The sequence below is a fragment of the Azoarcus sp. TTM-91 genome (assembly GCF_012911025.1).
Lineage (GTDB): Bacteria > Pseudomonadota > Gammaproteobacteria > Burkholderiales > Rhodocyclaceae > Azoarcus.
In genome coordinates this window covers 1-18,920 of record NZ_WUEI01000085.1, presented here as the reverse complement: position 1 = coordinate 18,920, position 18,920 = coordinate 1, and the positions used below count along the sequence as shown (strand labels likewise).

Genomic DNA, 18,920 nt, shown 5'->3' with positions numbered 1-18,920 from the left:
GGCGCCGGCGGGTGGCAGCGCGTGCGCCGGAGGCGGCGGGGCGCTGGCGACTTCGTCGCGGTCGTCGTTGTCGTCCGGGCGGGCGGCCAGCCGCAGTTCCTGGCGGCGGCCATCGCGGTCGAGTTCGATGCGGTCGGTGTGGATGGCGACCAGGCGCAGGCCGTCGGCGGTGCTTTCGTCCAGCAGCAGCGGCAGGGTCTGGCCGTCTTCGGTGTGCAGCAGGGCGAAGCCGGGTTTGTCGCCGAAGCCGGTGGCGAGGCCGATGAGGCTGTAGCGGGCGGGCGGCGCCACCGCGGCGGTGGCGGTCTGGCTGGCGTGGCCGCCCAGGGCCTGGATGATCTGCTGCGCGGCCTTGCGCGGATCGGTTTCCGGACGCGGCTGGGTGCCCAGGCGGCCGGGGCCGGCGAAGGCCCAGAACAGGCTGGCGCATACCCAGGCACAGAAGGTGATGGCGAGCAGCCACACCAACATCGGCAGGTAGCCGGCGAGGCGGGACTGCAGGCGTTCGAATCCGGCTGTCATGACCGCGGCCGACGGGCGAGGCTGGCGCGCCGGGACGGCGGGCAGACGGACGGGAAAGACGGGCGTGGCGTGAAGGCGTGCAAGGCGTGTCTGATCTGTGCGTTTTGCGTGCGGCGGTGGTGCTGCGGGCGGGCTTGCCCGCCCCCTGGCGGGAGCGGGTTCGCACTGCCCGCGCCCCTGTCGGGGAGCGCGGGTGCTTGCTGCGTAGCCTGGGCCTCAGGTACCGATCACGCCGCCATCGTTCTTGACGATGACCACGGTGGCGGAGCGCGGCCGGCCGCCGGCGGCATCCGGCCACTGGCTGAAGGCCAGCGGGTTCTGCGCCAGGTACTGGTCCATGCTCAGGCCGCCGCGGGTGGCGGCGTCCGGCGCCCGGGGGTGGGAGCCGGCTTCGCCCGGGTGCTGGATGTTCACGAACATGGTCTTGTAGTCGGGCGACCAGGTCATGCCGGTGAGCTCGCAGCCGGAGGGGCCGACCAGGAAGCGGCGGATCTCGCCGGTTTCCGGGATGGCGCAGAGCATCTGGTTGTTGCCCTGGCCCTGGTAGTTGCCGGTGTTGGCGAAGCTGCCGTCGGTCTGGATCCACAGCCGGCCGTTGCCATCTATGCCCAGGCCATCCGGGCTGTTGAAGGTGTTGTCGGCGGTGACGTTGGCCGAGCCGGAGCGCAGGTCGGTACGGTCCGGGTAGGCGATCGGGTTGCCGGCCAGCACGAACAGATCCCACTCGAAGGTGAGGGCGGCGGCGTCGCTGCCGGTTTCGCGCCAGCGGATGATCTGGCCGTAGACGTTGCTGGTGCGCGGGTTGGCGTCGTCGGTGACGCTGCGGCCGGAGTTGTTGGTCAGCGTGCAGTAGACCTCGCCGGTGCTGGGGTGCACCGCGATCCACTCCGGGCGGTCCATCTTGGTGGCGCCGACGGCGTCGCCGGCAAGGCGGGTGTGGATCAGCACTTCGGCCTGGCTGGCGAAGCTGCTGTCGGCGGCCAGGGTGGCGTTGGCCGTCTTGTCCAGCAGGATCCATTCGCCGGTGCCCATGAAGTCGCCGGTGGCGGCGCCATCCAGGAACCGGGCGACGTAGAGCTTGCCGCTGTCCAGCAGGTCGCCGTTGGCGGTGCCGCGGGCGGCGTCGTAGGTGCCGTCGGAGACGAACTTGTAGATGTAGTCGTTGGCCTGGTCGTCGCCCATGTACACCACCACACGCTTGTCGGCGGAGAGGGTCATGGCGGCGTTCTCGTGCTTCACCCGGCCGAGCGCGGTGCGCTTCTTCGGCAGGGAGCCCGGCGTGAAGGGGTCGATCTCGACGACCCAGCCGAAACGGTTGTACTCGTTCGGCTCCTTCACATAGTCGAAGCGGTCTTCGAATTCTTCCCAGCGGTAGCTGGTGCCGGTGGCGTTGAGGCCGTAGCGGCGCATGTAGATGTCGCGGGTGTCGGCGCCGCTGGTGGTGCCGAAGTAGCTGTTGAAGTTCTCCTCGCAGGTGAGGTAGGTGTTCCACAGCGTGCGGCCGTTGGCGCAGTTGTTGAAGGTGCCGTAGACGATGGTGCCGCTGGGGTCGGTGCTGGTGCGCAGCAGGGCGTGGCCGGCAGCCGGGCCGGTGATCTGCATCGGCGAGTAGCCGGTGAGGCGGCGGTTGTAGCTGGAGCCGACCTGCACTTCCCACTGGCCGCTGCCGTTCTTCTTGATGTGGATGACGGAGATGCCGTGGGCGTTGATTGCCTTGGTGACCTTGTCGGCCGTCCACGGCGTGGTGCCGGCGGCGCCGAACAGGTACTCGTAGTTGGTGTATTCGTGGTTCATCGTCAGCAGGCCTTCGTTGCTGCCGTCGATGGCGAAGTAGGCCATGCCGTCGTGGTTGTCGCCCACCTGGCGGCCCTGGTCGGCGCCGGTGTTGGTGCCATCCGGCAGCCAGGCCGGAGAGTCGCTGAACAGCGGCGAGCCCCAGGGCGCGATGACGTAGCTGCTGTAGCCGGCGGGCACCACGATTTCGTCGCCGGTGCCGACGGGAATGGCGGTGAAACCCAGGGTGGGGGTGGCCGGCGTACTCGGCGGTGCGGCGGCTTCGTCGTCATCGTCGTCGTCGCCGCCACAGGCGGTCAGCGAGGCGGAGAAGAAGGCGGCGGCGGAGAGGCCTGCGCCGGTCTTGAGGAAGCCGCGGCGGCTCACCACGCGGTTGACGACCGCCTGGAAGTGTTCGTTGTCCGAGGTGTTGGCGGGCAGGTCGTCGAGGTCTTGCGACTTGTTCACGAAGTTCTCCGAGATCGAAGCGATGAGGGGGAAATGCAATTGTCCGAACGTGAGATTTCACACGGATGAAGGAAGCGTTGCGGTTTCCTTCCAGGCGATGTCCGGTTGTCTTGCGTCGGTGTGAATAGAATCTGAAAAATGCCGGCGGCACCGGCCGGGCACGGTGGCCCGGCCGGTGCCCGGGGCTTACTGGAAGATCTGCTCGATCTGGAAGATGGAGGTGGTGCCGCTGACTTCGTTGCCGACGATGAGCAGCGGCTTGCCATTGGGCGACTTGTCGGCGGCGACGAACTTCAGGCCCTCGGGGCCGAGGTCTCCCACCGTGGAGAGCACGGTGGAGGGATCGGCGGTGCTCCAGTCGGCGCGGGTGTTGAAGTAGTCAACGAAGGTCGGTGCGGCGGGCGTGGTGATGTCGTACACCATGACGCCGCCCATGCGTTCCAGGCCGATGAAGGCGAAGGTCTTGCCGCCCAGGGTGCCGATCTCGATGCCTTCCGGTTCCGGTCCCTTGGCCGCGCTGCGGGCGTCGAAGGCATCGCCTTCGTCATGGCCGGAGTTGAACCAGGTCTTGCACGGAATGTCGCGGGCCGGGCCGACGCGGCAGGCGTCACTGGCGAGATAGGTTTCGAACTCGCCGCCGGAATCCCACACCAGGTTGCCGGCGCTGTCGCGGATGGAGAAGGAGCGGCCGCCGAAGGCGTACAACTGGTCGTACATCAGGCGGTTGCCGGCCGGGTTCTCGGCGCCGCTGGTGTCGAACATCACCGGGTTGCCGCTGCTGTCGGTGCGATAGCCCAGGGTCCAGGTGACCTTGAGGCGGCCGAGCTGGGCATCGTCACGGCAGGCGCCGGGGTTGCCGGCGGTGGCGCCGCACCAGGCGAAGGTGACCGGGTTGAGCAGGGCTCCGGCGGCCAGGGCATCCAGCTGCGGCGGCAGGTCGTCGCCGCGGCGGCCGGCGAAGCCATTGGTGCGGCTGAGGTGTTTGACGCGGAATTCCTCGACGAAGCCCTTGCTGGCATCGCCCGCCCAGTAGGCGGGGTCGCCCTCGCCCCAGGCGCGGGCATCGCCCTCGTTGGCCATCACCAGGTAGGTCTGGCCGCCGGCACTGTAGGCGGCGATGGCGTCCGGCATGTACATGCCGAGCACGCCGGGGCGCGGCGCGATGTCGATGGCCGGCGGCGTGTCGCTGACGTCGATGGCGTTGGCGGCCAGGCCGTGGTCCTTGTAGCCCAGCGGCAGGATGGCGGTGACGCTGGCGCTGGCGATGTCGATGCGCGCCAGGGCGTTGTTCTCCTGCAGCGTGGCCCAGGCGGTGCTGCCGTCGGCGGAGATGGCGATGTACTCCGGCTCCAGATCCTGCGCGGCGCTGGCGTTGGGGCCGTAGATGCGCACGCCGTTGGCGCGCAGCTCGGCCTCGCGGCCGTTCCAGGCGGCGAAGTCGGCGACACGGGCGAGCGGCGCGGCCGGGTTGCTGACGTCGATGACGCTGATGGAGCCTTCCGGGTCGGTCTGGTAGTCGTCGCTGGGTTCGCCTTCGTTGGCGACCAGCAGGGTCTTGCCGTCCGGGGTGAAGGTGAGCATGTCGGGCAGGGCGCCGACGCCGACCTGGCCGATCAGCGCCAGGGTGTCGGCGCGGTAGAGGCCGACGAAGCCGGGATCGGTCTTCACCGCCGCCTGGATGGCGAGGGCGACGATGCCGTCGTGCAGGGCGACGCTGTTCACCTCTGCGCCGGCGGCGACGGCGCTGGCGTCCAGGGTGCCGACCAGCGTGGGCGCGGCCGGGTTGGAGAGGTCCAGCACATCGACCATGCCTTTCTGCGCATTGACGACGAAGGCGCGCTTGGTGGCCGGATCGTAGACCGGGATCTCCGCCGCGCTCACGCCGAACTCGCCGGTGGAGTAGCGGCCGAGCAGGCTCAGCTTGATGCTGCTCAGCACCGGGGTCGGCGCGGGGGCGGGGGCATCGTCATCGTCGCTGTCGCCGGTGCAGGCGAGCAGGGGCAGGGCGAGGGCGAGCACCGCGAGGCGGCGCAGGCGGGGAAAGGTAGGCTTGTGCAGGGGGCGGATCATGGCGTCTGGCGGACTCTTGCGGGTGGGAGATGAAGGGAGCCCGCGATGCTGACAAGCCAAGATGACGCCAATGTGTAACCGCTGGCGGAACGTCAGCCCGCCGCAAGGCCGCCGTAAGGCCCGCGACGCCCGCCGCATGGCTTAGAATGCCGGTTTTCCCGCAACACCCATGACTGACTTCGCCCACGTCTTTTCCACCGAAGGTCCGCTGGTCCAGGCGATCCCCGGCTATCGCCCGCGTCCGCAGCAGATCGAGATGGCGGAGAAGATAGGCGCGGCGATCCGCAGCCATGGCGTGCTGGTGGCCGAGGCCGGCACCGGCACCGGCAAGACCTTCGCCTACCTGGTGCCGGCGCTGCTCGCCGGCGGCAAGGTCATCGTCTCCACCGGCACCAAGACGCTGCAGGACCAGCTCTTCAACCGCGACCTGCCGACGGTGCGCGCCGCGCTCAAGGTGCCGGTCTCCATCGCGCTGCTGAAGGGCCGCGCCAACTACGTCTGCCCCTACCACCTCGCCCGCAACGCCAGGGACGGCCGCTTCCTCACCGCCCAGGATGCCGCCGACCTGCGCGCCATCGCCCGCTTCGCCGATCGCACCCAGACCGGCGACAAGGCCGAGTGCACCGAGGTGCGGGAGGATTCCGCCGCTTGGATCGCCGCCACCTCCACCCGCGACAACTGCCTCGGCCAGGACTGCCCGGACGTCAAGGAATGCTTCGTCATGAACGCCCGGCGCAACGCCATGGACGCGGACGTGGTGGTGGTGAATCACCACCTCTTCTTCGCCGACGTGATGCTGCGCGACGAGGGCATGGGCGAGCTGCTGCCGGCCTGCAACGCGGTGATCTTCGACGAGGCCCACCAGCTGCCGGAAACCGCCAGCCTGTTCTTCGGCGAGAGCGTATCCACCGCCCAGGTGCTGGAGCTGGCGCGCGACACCCGCTCGGAAACCGTGGCCGCGGCGCGCGATTGCGTGGCCATGATCGACGAGAGCCGCAACCTGGAGAAGGCGGCGCGCGACCTGCGCCTGGTGTTCGGCGCCGAGAGCGCGCGCTTGTCCGCCGCCCAGGCCGCCGAGCGCCAGGGCTTCGACGCCCAGGTGGACGCCCTGGCGGCAGCTCTGCAGAAGTTCGAGGCGGTGCTGGAGACCCAGGCGGAGCGTTCCGAGGGCCTGGCCAACTGCCTGCGGCGCAGCCAGGAGATGGGCGAACGCCTGGGCAACTGGCAGAGCCCGGGCGAGAAGGACCTGATCCGCTGGGTGGAAGTGTTCGCCCACTCGATGGCGCTCAACGCCACGCCGCTGCATGTGTCCGACGTGTTCAAGCGCCAGCTGGAAGCGCAGCCGCGGGCCTGGATCTTCACCTCCGCCACGCTGGCGGTGGGCAAGGATTTCGGCCACTACTGCCGCGAACTCGGCCTGGCCTGGATGGATCCGCCGCCGGACACCGCCGTGTGGGGCAGCCCCTTTGACTATGGCGAGCAGGCCCTGCTGTACTCGCCGCAGAACATGCCGGACCCGAATGCGCCGGACTACATCGAGCGGGTGGCGCGCACCGCGCTGCCGCTGATCCGCGCCGCCCAGGGTCGCGCCTTCGTGCTGTGTACCTCGCTGCGGGCGATGCGCCGGGTGCATGAGCTGATCGCCCAGGGCCTGGAAGGCAGCGGCGACAAGCTGCCGTTGCTGCTGCAGGGCGAGGGTTCCCGCACCGAATTGCTGGAGCGCTTCCGCCGCCTCGGCAATGCGGTGCTGGTCGCCAGCCAGAGCTTCTGGGAAGGCGTGGACGTGCCGGGCGACGCGCTGTCGCTGGTCGTCATCGACAAGCTGCCCTTCGCCCCGCCGGACGATCCAGTGCTGGCCGCCCGTGTCGAGCACATGCAGAAGCAGGGTCTCAGCCCCTTCATCCACCACCAGCTGCCGCGCGCGGTGATCAACATGAAGCAGGGCGCCGGCCGCCTGATCCGCACCGAGCGCGACCGCGGCGTGCTCTGCATCTGCGATCCGCGCATGATCGAGAAATCCTACGGCAAGGTGGTCTGGCGCAGCCTGCCGCCGATGCGCCGCACCCGGGTGGAGGCGGACGCGGTGGCTTTCCTGGAGGCGTTGCCGCCGCCCAAGGGCAGCGGCGCAGGGGGCGATTGAGCGCTGTTGTATCCTCCGACCTTCGAACGATGAGACGCCGGGAAGCCAGACGGCGCAAAGCGAATATCCACGAATGAAAGTCTTCGGCTTCGCCGGCTGGTCCGGCTCCGGCAAAACCACCCTGATCGAAAAGCTGATCCCGCAGTTCACCCGCCGCGGCCTGCGCGTCTCCATCATCAAGCATGCCCACCACGGCTTCGACATCGACAAGCCTGGCAAGGACTCTTGGCGCCACCGCGAGGCCGGCGCCACCCAGGTGTTGATGTTGTCCGACGACCGCTGGGTGCTGATGCACGAGCTGCGCGGCCAGCCGGAGCCGACGCTGGAGGAACAGCTGGCACTGCTGGCGCCCAGCGACCTGGTGCTGATCGAGGGCTACAAGGCGGCGCCGGTGCCCAAGATCGAGATCCACCGCCCGGCGGTCGGCAAGGCGCCGCTGTGGCCGGACAATCCGCATGTGGTCGCGGTCGCCAGTGACGAGGCCATCGCCTGCCCGCTGCCGTTGCTGCCGCTCAACGACGCAGGGGCGATTGCCGACTTCATCCTCGATTACGTCAGCGCCAAGGAGACGCCATGAACGCCGGCCTGCTGCCCTTCGACGAAGCGCTGGACCGCCTGCTGGGCTACGCCCGGCCGGTACGCGAGATCGAGGAAGTGGACACCCTGATTGCCGCCGGCCGGGTGCTGGCGGTGAACCAGCGGTCGCCCATCGCCCAGCCGCCGATGGACAACTCGGCGATGGATGGCTACGCGCTGCGCGTCGCCGATGTGCCGGCCGCCGGCATCCGGCTGCCGGTGTCGCAGCGCATCGCCGCCGGCGGTGTCGCCCATCCGCTGGCCGCCGGCACCGCGGCGCGCATCTTCACCGGCGCGCCGCTACCGGCCGGGGCGGACGCGGTGGTGATGCAGGAGCTGTGCGAGCACCAGGGCGACAGCGTCGTCATCAACCATCTGCCGCAGGCGGGTGAGTCGGTGCGGCGCATGGGCGAGGACATCGCCGCCGGCGCCGAAGTGCTGACCCAGGGCAGCCGCCTGCGGGCGCCGGAGATGGCGCTGGCTGCCTCGCTAGGGCTGGCGCGGCTGCCGGTCTATCGCCGGCTGCGGGTGGCGATCTTCTCCACCGGCAGCGAGCTGGTGATGCCGGGCGAGCCGCTGCGGCCAGGCGCCATCTACAACTCCAACCGCTACATGCTGCGCGGCCTGCTGACCGGGCTGGGCTGCGAAGTCACCGACCTCGGCATCGTCCCCGACAATCTTGACGCTACCCGCAAGGCGCTGCGCGAGGCGGCCGAGGGCCACGATCTCATCGTCACCAGCGGCGGCGTCTCGGTCGGCGAGGAAGACCATGTGAAGCCGGCGGTGGAGGCTGAAGGGAGCCTGGATATGTGGCGCATCGCCATGAAACCGGGCAAGCCGCTGGCCTACGGCCGGGTGCATGCCGCCGCCTTCGTCGGCCTGCCGGGCAACCCGGTGTCCGGCTTTGTCACCTTCCTGATGATGCTGCGGCCCTTCGTGCTTGCCTCGCAGGGCGTGCGCCAGCCGCTGCCGCGGGCGCTCAGCCTGCCCGCCGCCTTCGACTGGCCTCGGCCGGACCGCCGGCGCGAGTTCCTGCGCGCCCGGCTGGACGCCCACGGCCACGTCGAGCTGTTTCCCAACCAGGGCGCGGCTGCGCTGCAATCCACCACCTGGGCCGAGGGCCTGGTGGACGTGCCGGCGGCGACTGCGGTGCGCCGTGGCGACCCGGTGCGCTTCCTGCCTTACGGCGAGCTGCTTTATTGATCGGCGACTGACCAGGGGTGCCGAAGGGCGCTGCCTATACTGAAGACCATGGACCTGAAGATTCTCTATTTCGCCAGCCTGCGTGAAGCCCTGGGCCGCGGCGAGGAAAGCCTGCCGCTGCCGGAAGGCGTGACCACCGTGGGCCAGCTGCGCGCCTATCTGCATGCCCGCGGGGATGCCTGGCAGGCGCTGGGCGAGGGCCGCAATGTACGCGCGGCGGTGAACCAGCGCATGGCGCGGCCGGACGATGCGCTGCAGGGCGGCGAGGAAGTGGCCTTCTTCCCGCCGGTCACCGGGGGCTGAGCGATGTCCGTCAGCGTGCAGCAGGAAGACTTCGACGTCGGCGTGGAGACCGCGGCCCTGAGTGCCGGGCGCACCGACATTGGCGCCATCGCCAGCTTCCTCGGCCTGGTGCGCGGCGCGGAAGACAGCGTGCGGGCAATGACGCTGGAGCACTACCCGGGCATGACCGAGCGGGCGCTGGCGGAGATCGTCGCAGAGGCCCATCGGCGCTGGCAGTTGCAGGCCGTGAGGGTGATACACCGGTACGGCCGCCTGCTGCCGGGCGAGCGCATCGTCTTCGTCGGCGTGGCCAGCCCGCATCGCGGCGAAGCCTTTGCTGCCTGCGAGTTCATCATGGACTACCTGAAGACGCGCGCACCGTTCTGGAAGCGGGAAGAGACTCCGGCCGGGGGCCAGTGGGTGGATGCGCGCGAGACGGACGACAAGGCGGCGGCGCGCTGGGAATAGCCGGGGGCTTGTGGCCGCATGACGAGGCGGGCTCAAGCCAGGCTGCGGCGGCAGGAAAAGAAAAGGGCGCTTATCCGGCGCCCTTTTTCTCTTTCACCTTCGGAGCGCCTCTCTTCGCTCCTCGGGTGTTTGCATCCGGTCCGTTCCTTACTTGCGGCCCTTGCCCGGGATGCCCTGGCCGAAGGCCTGGAAGGCTTCGGTGGAGGCGCGGGTGATCTGCTCGAAGGCGGCGCGGGTGGTGTCCACCGCGGTCTGGAAGGAGGTGACCGCGTTCTGGTCGGTGATGGGCAGGCCCTTGAACAGCTTCTGCATCGCCTCGAACACGTCCTGGCTGCCGCTGGTCAGCTGCTCGCTGACCAGCTTGCCGACTTCGGTCTGGGTGCGGGTGGTGAGTTCGGCCATCTGGCGCGCCAGGGTCAGCATCTTCTCGGTGGCGGACTGGGCGTACTGGGTGCGCAGCTCGACCAGATCCTTCGGGTCCTTGGCCGCGGACAGGGCCTTGGCGTTGGACACGCCTTCCTCGAACAGCGACTTCGCGGTAGAGACCTGGATTTCCATGATGCGCTGGGAGTTCTCGATGGAAAGCTGAGCCAGGCGCATGGCGGCTTCGAGATTCTTCTTCTGCAGCTCGTTGAATTGATCCTGCTTGGTTGCCATATTTTTTCCTCCAGGTGCGAGCTTGACGGTACGAGGCGCTCTAGACGTTTTGCAGTTTCCGCGACGACCGCCGGGCTGCTTCTGCTCCCTCCGCCTCCGTGGCAACCATAGCACAGGCGGGATAGTGCGGGTTGGGTAGTTGAATTCCATCCGCGTGGCCCCATATCGAGTGCAAGCCGTACATGAAGTACCGGAAAAGGATGACCGCCATGCGCTACGACAAACTGACGACCAAGTTTCAACAAGCCCTCGCCGATGCCCAGAGCATCGCGGTGGGCAACGACCAGCAATTCATCGAACCGCTGCATCTTCTCGCCGCCATGCTCGGCCAGGACGATGGCGGCACCCTGTCGCTGCTGCAGCGCGCCGGCGTGAACGTGCCGCCGCTGAAGGCGGCGCTGCAGCGGGCGCTGGAGCGCCTGCCCAAGGTGGAGGGCCACGGCGGCGAGGTCCAGGTCGGCCGCGACCTGGGCAATCTGTTGAACCTCACCGACAAGGAAGCGCAAAAGCGCGGCGACCAGTTCATCGCCAGCGAGATGTTCCTGCTCGCCCTGGCGGATGACAAGGGCGAGGCCGGCCGCCTGCTGAAGGAGTTCGGCCTGACCCGCAAGGCGCTGGAGGCCGCGGTGGACGCGGTCCGCGGCGGCCAGAGCGTAGGCAGCCAGGACGCCGAGAGCCAGCGCGAGGCGCTCTCCAAGTACTGCATGGACCTCACCGAGCGGGCCCGCGCCGGCAAGCTTGACCCGGTGATCGGCCGCGACGACGAGATCCGCCGCGCCATCCAGATCCTGCAGCGCCGCACCAAGAACAACCCGGTGCTGATCGGCGAGCCTGGCGTGGGCAAGACCGCCATCGTCGAGGGCCTGGCGCAACGCATCGTCAATGACGAGGTGCCGGAAACGCTGAAAGGCAAGAAGGTGCTGTCGCTGGACATGGCGGCGCTGCTGGCCGGCGCCAAGTACCGCGGCGAGTTCGAGGAGCGGTTGAAGGCGGTGTTGAAGGACATCGCTCAGGACGAGGGCCGCATCATCCTCTTCATCGACGAAATTCACACCATGGTGGGCGCCGGCAAGGCCGAGGGCGCGATGGACGCCGGCAACATGCTGAAGCCGGCGCTGGCGCGCGGCGAGCTGCACTGCATAGGCGCGACCACGCTGGACGAGTACCGCAAGTACATCGAGAAGGATGCCGCGCTGGAGCGTCGCTTCCAGAAGGTGCTGGTGGACGAGCCTTCGGTGGAGTCCACCATCGCCATCCTGCGCGGCCTGCAGGAGAAGTACGAGATCCACCATGGGGTGGACATCACCGACCCGGCCATCGTCGCCGCGGCGGAGCTGTCGCACCGCTACATCACCGACCGCTTCCTGCCGGACAAGGCCATCGACCTGATCGACGAGGCCGCCGCGCGGATCAAGATGGAGATCGACTCCAAGCCGGAGGTCATGGACAAGCTGGACCGCCGCATGATTCAGCTGAAGATCGAGCGCGAGGCGGTGAAGCGCGAGAAGGACGAAGCCTCGCAGAAGCGCCTGCAGCTGATCGAGGACGAACTCGCCAAGCTGCAGCGCGAGTACAACGACCTGGAAGAGGTGTGGAAAGCGGAGAAGGCCAAGGTGCAGGGCTCGGCCCACATCAAGGAAGAGATAGACCGGCTGCGCGCGCAGATGGCGGAGTTCCAGCGCAAGGGCCAGCTCGACAAGGTCGCCGAGCTCCAGTACGGCAAGCTGCCCCAGCTGGAGGCGCAGCTGAAGGCGGCCGAGCAGGCCGGCGACGCGGCCACGCCGAACAAGCTGCTGCGCACCGAAGTGGGCGCCGAGGAGATCGCCGAGGTCGTGTCCCGCGCCACCGGCATCCCGGTGAGCAAGATGATGCAGGGCGAGCGCGACAAGCTGCTGAAGATGGAAGAGCGCCTGCACCAGCGGGTGGTCGGCCAGGATGAGGCGGTGAAGCTGGTGTCCGACGCCATCCGCCGTTCGCGCGCCGGCCTCGCCGACGAGAACCGGCCCTACGGCTCCTTCCTCTTCCTCGGCCCCACCGGAGTGGGCAAGACCGAGCTGTGCAAGACGCTGGCGGAGTTCCTGTTCGATTCCGAGGAGCACCTGATCCGCATCGACATGAGCGAGTTCATGGAGAAGCACTCGGTGGCGCGGTTGATCGGCGCACCGCCGGGCTATGTCGGTTACGAGGAGGGCGGCTACCTGACCGAGCAAGTGCGGCGCAAGCCCTACAGCGTGATCCTGTTCGACGAGGTGGAGAAGGCGCACCCGGACGTGTTCAACGTGCTGCTGCAGGTGCTGGACGATGGTCGCATGACCGATGGCCAGGGCCGCACGGTGGACTTCAAGAACACGGTGATCGTGATGACTTCCAACCTCGGCAGCCAGATGATCCAGCAGATGTCGGGCGACGACTACCAGGTGATCAAGCTGGCGGTGATGGCGGAGGTGAAAACCTTCTTCCGGCCGGAGTTCATCAACCGCATCGACGAGGTGGTGGTGTTCCACGCGCTGGACGAAAAGAACATCGCCGGCATCGCCCGCATCCAGCTGCAGTATCTGGAGAAGCGTCTGGCGCGGCTGGACATGAGCCTGGAGGTGAGCGAGGCGGCGCTGGCGGAGATCGCCTCGGCCGGCTTCGATCCGGTGTTCGGCGCGCGCCCGCTGAAGCGGGCGATCCAGGAGCGGATCGAGAATCCGCTGGCCAAGGCCATCCTGGAAGGCCAGTTCGCGGCCAAGGACCGCATCAGGGTCGATGCCACAGGCAGCCGCTTGAGCTTCAGCCGGGTGGAGTAAGCGCGGCGGCCGTGCCCGGGGGCCGGAAGGCATCGGGCAGGGGCGGTAAGGAGAAGGGCGATCCCGCGGGATCGCCCTTTTTCATGTGCCTGCGCGTTCGGTGAGCCAGGCGTCGAAAGCCTCGGCGGTGAGCGGCGGCGAGTAGAGGTAGCCCTGCATCAGCTGGCAGCCGCGGGCGGCGAGATAGTCGCGCTGGGCGCTGGTCTCCACACCTTCGGCAACCACGTCCAGCCCGAGGTCGCGGGCGAGCGACAGCGTGGCGGAGGCGACCGCCGCGTCTTCCGGATCGCCCGGCAGGTCCTTGACGAAGGAGCGGTCTATCTTCAGCCGGCCTATCGGCAGGCGCTTGAGGTAGGCCAGGCTGGAGTAGCCGGTACCGAAGTCATCCAGCGCCAGGCTGAGTCCCATGCGGCGCAGTTCGGCGAGGCGGCCGGCGAGATCCTCGTCGCTGGCCTCCATCAGTGCGCTCTCGGTGATCTCCAGTTCGATGCAGCGTGGATTGGCGCGGGTTTCTGCGAGGATGGCGGCGACCACGTCCACGAAGTCGCGGCGGCGGAACTGCAGCGCCGAGATGTTGACCGCCACCATCAGCGTCTCCAGCCCATCGCTGGCCCACTGCGCCTGCTGCCGGCAGGCGGCGCGCAGCACCCAGTTGCCCAGCGGAACGATGAGGCCGGATTCCTCGGCTACCGGGATGAAGTGGGCCGGCGGCACCAGGCCGCGGGCCGGATGCTGCCAGCGCACCAGCGCTTCGCAGCCCAGCACTTCGCCGCTGGCGGCGTCCACCTGCGGCTGGTAGTGCAGGCAGAGTTCATTGCGGTCCACCGCCCGGCGCAGTGCGTTCTCCAGCACCAGCCGTTCGGTGGCGCGGGCGTTCATTTCCGGGACGAAGAACTGGTAGTTGCTGCGGCCGGCGGCCTTGGCGCCGTACATGGCGGTGTCGGCATGCTTGAGCAGCGTGTCCACATCGCCGCCGTCGCCGGGGAAGACGGCGATGCCGATGCTGACCGAGGGCGCCAGGTCATGGCCGTCTATCTCTATCGTCTGGCCCAGCACCGAGAGCATCTTGCGCGCCACTTCGGCGGCGTCGGCCGGCCCTTTCAGCCGCGGCAGCAGGGCGACGAATTCATCCCCGCCCAGCCGGGCCAGCATGTCTTCCTCGCGCAGGCAGGCGGACAGGCGGTGGGCGACGGCGGCGAGCAGGCGGTCGCCCACCGGGTGGCCTAGTGAATCGTTCACCGTCTTGAAGTTGTCGAGGTCGAGGAAGAGCACCGCCAGTTGGTCCCCGTAGCGCTGCGAGGCATGCAGCGCGGCGCGGGTGTGGCTGAGCCAGGCGCTGCGGTTGGGCAGGCCGGTGAGGGCGTCGTAATGCGCCAGGTACTGGATGTGGGCTGCGGCCTCGCGGGCGTCGGTCACATCCTGCGCGGTGCCGCGGATGCGGTGGAGCGTGCCGTCGCGCCACTCGCTCTCGATCTGGAACTGCACGGTGCGCTGCGGCGTGCCATTCATGCGGCAGTCTAGCGTTGCCAGGCCGGGGGCGTCGGCAACCTGCCGCAGCGCCTTTTCCAGTTCCGGCCTGTCGGCGGCGCATACCGTGTCCACCAGGCTTTCCAGACTGACCAGGCGATGCCGGCTGCAGCCCAGTACCGCCGGCAGCTCGCTGGAACAGCGCAGGCCGTCCGGGTTGCCGGTAGTTTCCCAGCTGCCGAGGCGGGCGATGCGCTGGGCGTCGACCAGGGCGAGCTGTTGTTCCCGCAGCCGGGCACCGGCTGCCACCAGTTCGGCGGTGCGTCTTTCCACCAGCGCGGCGATCCGCCGGGTGTTGCCGGTGGTGATCAACAGGAAGGCGCCGAGTATGCCCACCGCCAGGAGGCCCACCGCCACGGTGCTCCAGGCCGCCCAGCTGCGCAGGCCGAGGGCGTACTCCCGGCTCGCCCGCAGATGCAGCTCCCAGTGCCGGCCGGCGAAGGAGAGCGCATGGCTGCGGGCGATGCTCTGGCTGCTCCAGCCGGGCAACTGGCAGTCCGCGGGGCCGGAGAGGCGGCGGTTGTCCGGCGCCGCGTCCATGTCCACCAGGCAAAGCTCGATGCCGCTGAGGTCACGGCCTTCGAAAGTGGCGGCGAGGGCGTCGTCCATGCGGAAAACGCTGGAGACCACGCCGGCCAGCGGCATGGGCGAGCCTTGGGTGTGCCTGTTGTATACCGCGAGATACACGGCCACGCCACGCTGGCCGCCGGTCTCCTGCACCAGCCGGAACGGCACGGTGGCGACGGGCTCGCCGCTGAGGATGGTCTGGCGGATGGCGCTTTCCGTCTGCGGCAGGGAGAGCGGATTGAGGCCGAAGCCGCTGCTGTTGCTGCCCGGAGGCTCGATGAACTCCAGCGGCAGGTAGTAATCGGCTTGGGCAGCGGGGAAGGTCTCGCCCTCGGGGTTGCGGTCCCGGATGCGGTAGCCGGGCCGCTCGGCCTGGGCAGAGGCCTCGAACGCCTGGCGGTCCCGGGCCGGCACCAGAGGGCTCCAGCCGAAGTTCTGCGTGCCGCGGTAGCGTTCCAGCCAGGGGCCGACGAACTCGGCGAAGTCCTCTGCCGATACGTCCTCGCTCACCGTCATCAGGCGTTCTATGGACCTCAGCATGTTGGCCTGGATGTCCAGCCGGCGGTGAACCATGCTGGCGACGTACTCGGCATCGCGGTTGAACTGCGTCAGCACCCGCAGCTCCTCCCAGCTGCGCACCTGGTGGAAAGCGTAGGCGAGGAGGAGGAGGGCAAGGCCCAGGGGCACGGTGACTCCCAGCCTGCGGCCCCGCCAGTCGGCGGCCGGCTGGCCGAAGAAAACGAAGATGAGCGGAATGGCGACGACGATGCCCAAGGTGTCGCCCACCCACCAGTTCCACCAGTTGAAGGCCATCTCGCCGTTGGGAATGACGCCGGCGAGATTGAGCAGGGGAACGGCGACGGTGGGGCAGATCAGGCTGCTGACCGGGGCGACCACCGCGAGGAAGCGCAGGATGGCCGGTGGCGCGTCCAGCGGGTTGGGAAAGCCGACCAGCCGCCGCGCCATTTCCGCACCCACCAGCGCCTGCATGCTGGCGCCCAGGGCCACCGGCCCGGCGCTCCACCAGGCATAACTGGCGCCGGTCTGGGTCTGGGCGAGGAACTGGACGAGCAGGGAGCCGGCGAAGATCGCCGGCAGCACCTCCCTGCCACGTATCAGTACCGCCGCGAGGGCGACGCCGGCCGCCGGGAACACCGGTGCTGCATAGCCGGGCGGCACCGCCAGCTGGAGGGAGGCCCAGCCGGCTAACCCATAAGCCAGGGCGACGGCGAGCAGCTGGGCGAGGTGGGCAGGCATGGCGCGCAGTATATCCACTCGGCGTGGTGCGCAGGAGAAGCCTATGCCGTCGGAGATAGCGCCCCGCGGTGGTGGCGGCGCGACGGCCTGCTGCGCATCGGGATGCGCTAAACTCCCGCCTCCGATGCCGGACCCACTCCGGCTGCTCTATTCCTACTGGCTTCCACGGAAATCGAGATGTTCGAAGCAGTTCGCAATAACAAACGGGTCGCCCAGGTCATCCTGGCCGTGCTCATCGTCCCCTTCGCCTTTTTCGGCATGGATGCCTATTTCAGCGATGGCCCCGGCGGCAGCGAGGTGGCCACCGTGGGCAAGAGCCGGATCACCGCGGCCGAGTTCGATCAGGCGCTGCGCACCCAGCAGGACAGGATGCGCGATGCGGCCGGCGGCCAGGTCGATCGCGCCCTGCTGGACTCGCCGGCGCTGCGGCAGGCGGTGCTGGACAATCTGGTGAACCAGCGCCTGCTGGCCCTCTACAGTGCGGACAAGCACTTCTCGGTGAGTGCCCAGCAACTGCAGAGCACCATCGCGGCGGTGCCCGCCTTCCAGGAGAACGGCCAGTTCTCCCTCGGCCGCTATGACGCCCAGCTGCGTGCCCAGGGCATGACGCCCGAGATGTTCGAGAGCCGGCTGGCGCAGGACCTGCGCATCCAGCAACTTGCACTGTCGGTCGGCGAGTCGGCCTTCGTCGCCGACGGCTCGGCGCAACGCTTCCTGATCGCGCAGACGGAGGAACGCGAGATCCGTGAGCTGCGTTTCCCGGCTTCGCGTTACCTGACCGAGGTCAAGCTGGCGGATAACGCGGTGCAGGCCTACTACGATGCGAATCCGTCGCGCTACGAGCGGCCGGCCCGCCTCAAGGCGGAGTACGTGGTGCTGGATGCGGAGGCGGTCCGCCGCCGGGTCAGCGTCAGCGACGACGAAGTCCGCGCTTTCTACGACGGCAACCAGTCCCGCTTCGGTCAGCCGGAAGAGCGCAAGGCGCGCCACATCCTGATCCAGGTCGGTGCGGACGCCAGCGCCGACGAGCTTGCCCAGGCTCAGGCCAAGGTGGATACCTTGCTGGCCCGGCTGCGCAAGGATCCCAAGCAGTTCGCCGCCATCGCCAAGGAGGCTTCGCAGGATCCGGGTTCCGCCAGCCGTGGCGGCGATCTCGGCTTCTTCAGCCGCGGCGTCATGGTCAAGGCCTTCGATGATGCGGCCTTCTCGCTGCAGAAGGACGAGATCAGCGAGCCGGTGCGCTCCGACTTCGGCTTCCACATCATCCAGGTCACCGATATCAAGGCGGCCACGGTGCGGCCCTTCGCCGAGGTGAAGGACGAGATCGTCGCCGAGCTGCGCGATCAGGCGGCCAGCCGCCGCTACGCCGAACTGGCGGAGCAGTTCTCCAACCTGGTCTATGAGCAGGCGGACAGCCTGCAGCCGGCCGCCGAGCAACTGGGCCTGCAGATCCGTCACAGTGACTGGATAGAACGCAGCGCCGAAGGGCTGGGCGAGTACCGTAACCCGCGTCTGGCGGAAGCCCTTTTCTCGGACGACTCGGTGCGCAATCACCGTAATACCGAGGCAGTCGAAGCCGGCCCCAACACCCTGGTGGCGGCACGGGTGCAGGAGTACGAGGCGGCGCGCCGTCTGCCGCTGGACGAGGTGCGCAGCCAGATCGAGACCCAGCTGCGCAACGAGGCCGCCGCGGCCCGTGCGGCGGAGGAGGGCGGCAAGGTCCTGGCGGCCCTGCAGAAGGGCGAGGCGGCCGAAGGCCAGTGGAGCGCCACCCGCAAGCTTCAGCGCGCGGCCCCGGCGTTGCCGGCTGAGGCGATGAAGGCGGTGTTCTCTGCCGCCACCGCCAAGCTCCCGGCCTATGTCGGCGTGCCGGCGGCGGAGGGCGGTTTCATCGTGTACAGCATCGATGCGGTGCATCGCCCGGAGCTGAAGAAAGATGATCCCAATCTGGCGGCGGTGAAGAGCCAGTACGAGCGGCTGATGGCGGAGCGCGACTTCTATGCTTTCCTGGCCGAGCTGCGCCAGCGCTACAAGGTGGAGACCAAGCTGCCGGCGGTGCAATCCGCCGAGAACTGAGCGGCGGCAAGGCGGGCGGGAAACCACCCGCTGCCATCGCAGCCGCCGTCATCGGCGGCGGAAAAGAAAACGCCCGATCATCGATCGGGCGTTTTTCATTGGCTGGCCGGAAAACCGGCGGAGCGTCAGCCCTGTTCGGCGTTGCCCAGCGCGGTGGTGTTGAAACCCGCATCCACGTACATCACCTCGCCGGTGATGCCACTGGCCAGATCGGAACAGAGGAAGGCTGCGGCGTTGCCGACTTCGTCGATGGTGACGTTGCGGCGCAGCGGCGCGTTGCGCTCGTTGAACGCCAGTAGCTTGCCGAAGCTGCCGATGCCGGAGGCGGCCAGGGTCTTGATCGGGCCAGCCGAGATCGCGTTGGCCCGGGTGCCTTCCGGGCCCAGACAGACGGCGAGGTAGCGTACCGAGGCTTCCAGGCTGGCCTTGGCCATGCCCATGATGTTGTAGTTGGGCATGGTGCGCACCGCGCCCAGGTAGGAGAGGGTGAGCACCGCGCCGTTACGGCCTTTCATCATGGGGCGGGCGGCCTTGACCAGGGC

Annotated in this window: 13 protein-coding genes; 7 read left to right on the top strand and 6 right to left on the bottom strand. The window is 68.6% G+C overall.

Going from position 1 to position 18,920, the window contains the following annotated elements; all coding sequences use genetic code 11:
- From GRF61_RS18300 to GRF61_RS18290, 3 genes are all read right to left on the bottom strand, one after another.
- Nucleotides 1-522, bottom strand: a 522-nt coding sequence (locus GRF61_RS18300; protein ID WP_169152062.1) for a type II secretion system protein N, incomplete at its 3' end; no start/stop codon positions are given.
- A gap of 216 nt (nucleotides 523-738) precedes the next feature.
- A complete protein-coding gene (locus GRF61_RS18295; RefSeq protein WP_169152061.1) occupies nucleotides 739-2,763 on the bottom strand; it encodes a PhoX family phosphatase in 2,025 nt (674 codons plus the stop codon).
- Nucleotides 2,764-2,949: 186 nt separating this feature from the next.
- On the bottom strand, nucleotides 2,950-4,833 hold the full coding sequence (locus tag GRF61_RS18290) for a choice-of-anchor I family protein (RefSeq protein ID WP_169152060.1): 1,884 nt from the start codon (nucleotides 4,831-4,833) through the stop codon (nucleotides 2,950-2,952).
- A 169-nt stretch (nucleotides 4,834-5,002) separates the two neighbouring features.
- Between GRF61_RS18290 and GRF61_RS18285 the strand changes: the two genes are divergently transcribed.
- The 5 genes from GRF61_RS18285 (at nucleotide 5,003) to moaE (ending at nucleotide 9,502) form a co-directional block, all read left to right on the top strand.
- Nucleotides 5,003-6,973, top strand: a complete 1,971-nt coding sequence (locus tag GRF61_RS18285) for an ATP-dependent DNA helicase (protein ID WP_169152059.1) — start codon at nucleotides 5,003-5,005, stop codon at nucleotides 6,971-6,973.
- A 73-nt stretch (nucleotides 6,974-7,046) separates the two neighbouring features.
- Nucleotides 7,047-7,550, top strand: a complete 504-nt coding sequence (mobB, locus tag GRF61_RS18280; protein WP_169152058.1) for a molybdopterin-guanine dinucleotide biosynthesis protein B — start codon at nucleotides 7,047-7,049, stop codon at nucleotides 7,548-7,550.
- Nucleotides 7,547-8,752 carry a gephyrin-like molybdotransferase Glp gene (gene glp / locus GRF61_RS18275; RefSeq protein WP_169152057.1) on the top strand — a complete coding sequence of 402 codons (1,206 nt, stop codon included), beginning with the start codon at nucleotides 7,547-7,549 and terminating at the stop codon, nucleotides 8,750-8,752. The genes mobB and glp overlap by 4 nt, the downstream gene beginning before the upstream one ends.
- Before the next feature lie 48 nt (nucleotides 8,753-8,800).
- On the top strand, nucleotides 8,801-9,055 hold the full coding sequence (gene moaD / locus GRF61_RS18270) for a molybdopterin converting factor subunit 1 (RefSeq protein WP_169152056.1): 255 nt from the start codon (nucleotides 8,801-8,803) through the stop codon (nucleotides 9,053-9,055).
- Between the two features lie 3 nt (nucleotides 9,056-9,058).
- Entirely contained in the window at nucleotides 9,059-9,502 is a 444-nt protein-coding gene (gene moaE / locus GRF61_RS18265) for a molybdopterin synthase catalytic subunit MoaE (RefSeq protein ID WP_169152055.1), read from the top strand.
- A gap of 147 nt (nucleotides 9,503-9,649) precedes the next feature.
- Here moaE and GRF61_RS18260 read toward each other — a convergent pair whose 3' ends face one another.
- Nucleotides 9,650-10,159, bottom strand: a complete 510-nt coding sequence (locus GRF61_RS18260; RefSeq protein WP_169152054.1) for a phasin family protein — start codon at nucleotides 10,157-10,159, stop codon at nucleotides 9,650-9,652.
- Nucleotides 10,160-10,368: 209 nt separating this feature from the next.
- Here GRF61_RS18260 and clpB point away from each other — a divergent pair, with 209 nt between their 5' ends.
- A complete protein-coding gene (gene clpB / locus GRF61_RS18255; protein WP_169152053.1) occupies nucleotides 10,369-12,951 on the top strand; it encodes an ATP-dependent chaperone ClpB in 2,583 nt (860 codons plus the stop codon).
- A gap of 81 nt (nucleotides 12,952-13,032) precedes the next feature.
- On the opposite strand, the gene GRF61_RS18250 is transcribed toward clpB, so the two are convergent.
- Entirely contained in the window at nucleotides 13,033-16,302 is a 3,270-nt protein-coding gene (locus GRF61_RS18250; protein WP_211166067.1) for an EAL domain-containing protein, read from the bottom strand.
- Nucleotides 16,303-16,479: 177 nt separating this feature from the next.
- Here GRF61_RS18250 and GRF61_RS18245 point away from each other — a divergent pair, with 177 nt between their 5' ends.
- A complete protein-coding gene (locus GRF61_RS18245) occupies nucleotides 16,480-18,378 on the top strand; it encodes a SurA N-terminal domain-containing protein (protein ID WP_169152052.1) in 1,899 nt (632 codons plus the stop codon).
- Nucleotides 18,379-18,503: 125 nt separating this feature from the next.
- Here the strand turns inward: GRF61_RS18245 and GRF61_RS18240 are convergent.
- Nucleotides 18,504-18,920 (bottom strand): SDR family oxidoreductase (locus tag GRF61_RS18240; protein ID WP_169152051.1); only part of this gene is annotated, 417 nt, incomplete at its 5' end.

Excerpts from the sequence above, each read along its gene's own strand:
- GRF61_RS18285 (WP_169152059.1), top strand. The coding sequence starts at position 5,003 with ATGACTGACTTCGCCCACGTCTTTTCCACCGAAGGTCCGCTGGTCCAG.
- GRF61_RS18245 (WP_169152052.1), top strand. The coding sequence starts at position 16,480 with ATGTTCGAAGCAGTTCGCAATAACAAACGGGTCGCCCAGGTCATCCTG.
- GRF61_RS18260 (WP_169152054.1), bottom strand. The coding sequence starts at position 10,159 with ATGGCAACCAAGCAGGATCAATTCAACGAGCTGCAGAAGAAGAATCTC.
- GRF61_RS18290 (WP_169152060.1), bottom strand. The coding sequence starts at position 4,833 with ATGATCCGCCCCCTGCACAAGCCTACCTTTCCCCGCCTGCGCCGCCTC.
- moaE (WP_169152055.1), top strand. The coding sequence starts at position 9,059 with ATGTCCGTCAGCGTGCAGCAGGAAGACTTCGACGTCGGCGTGGAGACC.
- mobB (WP_169152058.1), top strand. The coding sequence starts at position 7,047 with ATGAAAGTCTTCGGCTTCGCCGGCTGGTCCGGCTCCGGCAAAACCACC.
- GRF61_RS18250 (WP_211166067.1), bottom strand. The coding sequence starts at position 16,302 with ATGCCTGCCCACCTCGCCCAGCTGCTCGCCGTCGCCCTGGCTTATGGG.
- clpB (WP_169152053.1), top strand. The coding sequence starts at position 10,369 with ATGCGCTACGACAAACTGACGACCAAGTTTCAACAAGCCCTCGCCGAT.
- glp (WP_169152057.1), top strand. The coding sequence starts at position 7,547 with ATGAACGCCGGCCTGCTGCCCTTCGACGAAGCGCTGGACCGCCTGCTG.
- moaD (WP_169152056.1), top strand. The coding sequence starts at position 8,801 with ATGGACCTGAAGATTCTCTATTTCGCCAGCCTGCGTGAAGCCCTGGGC.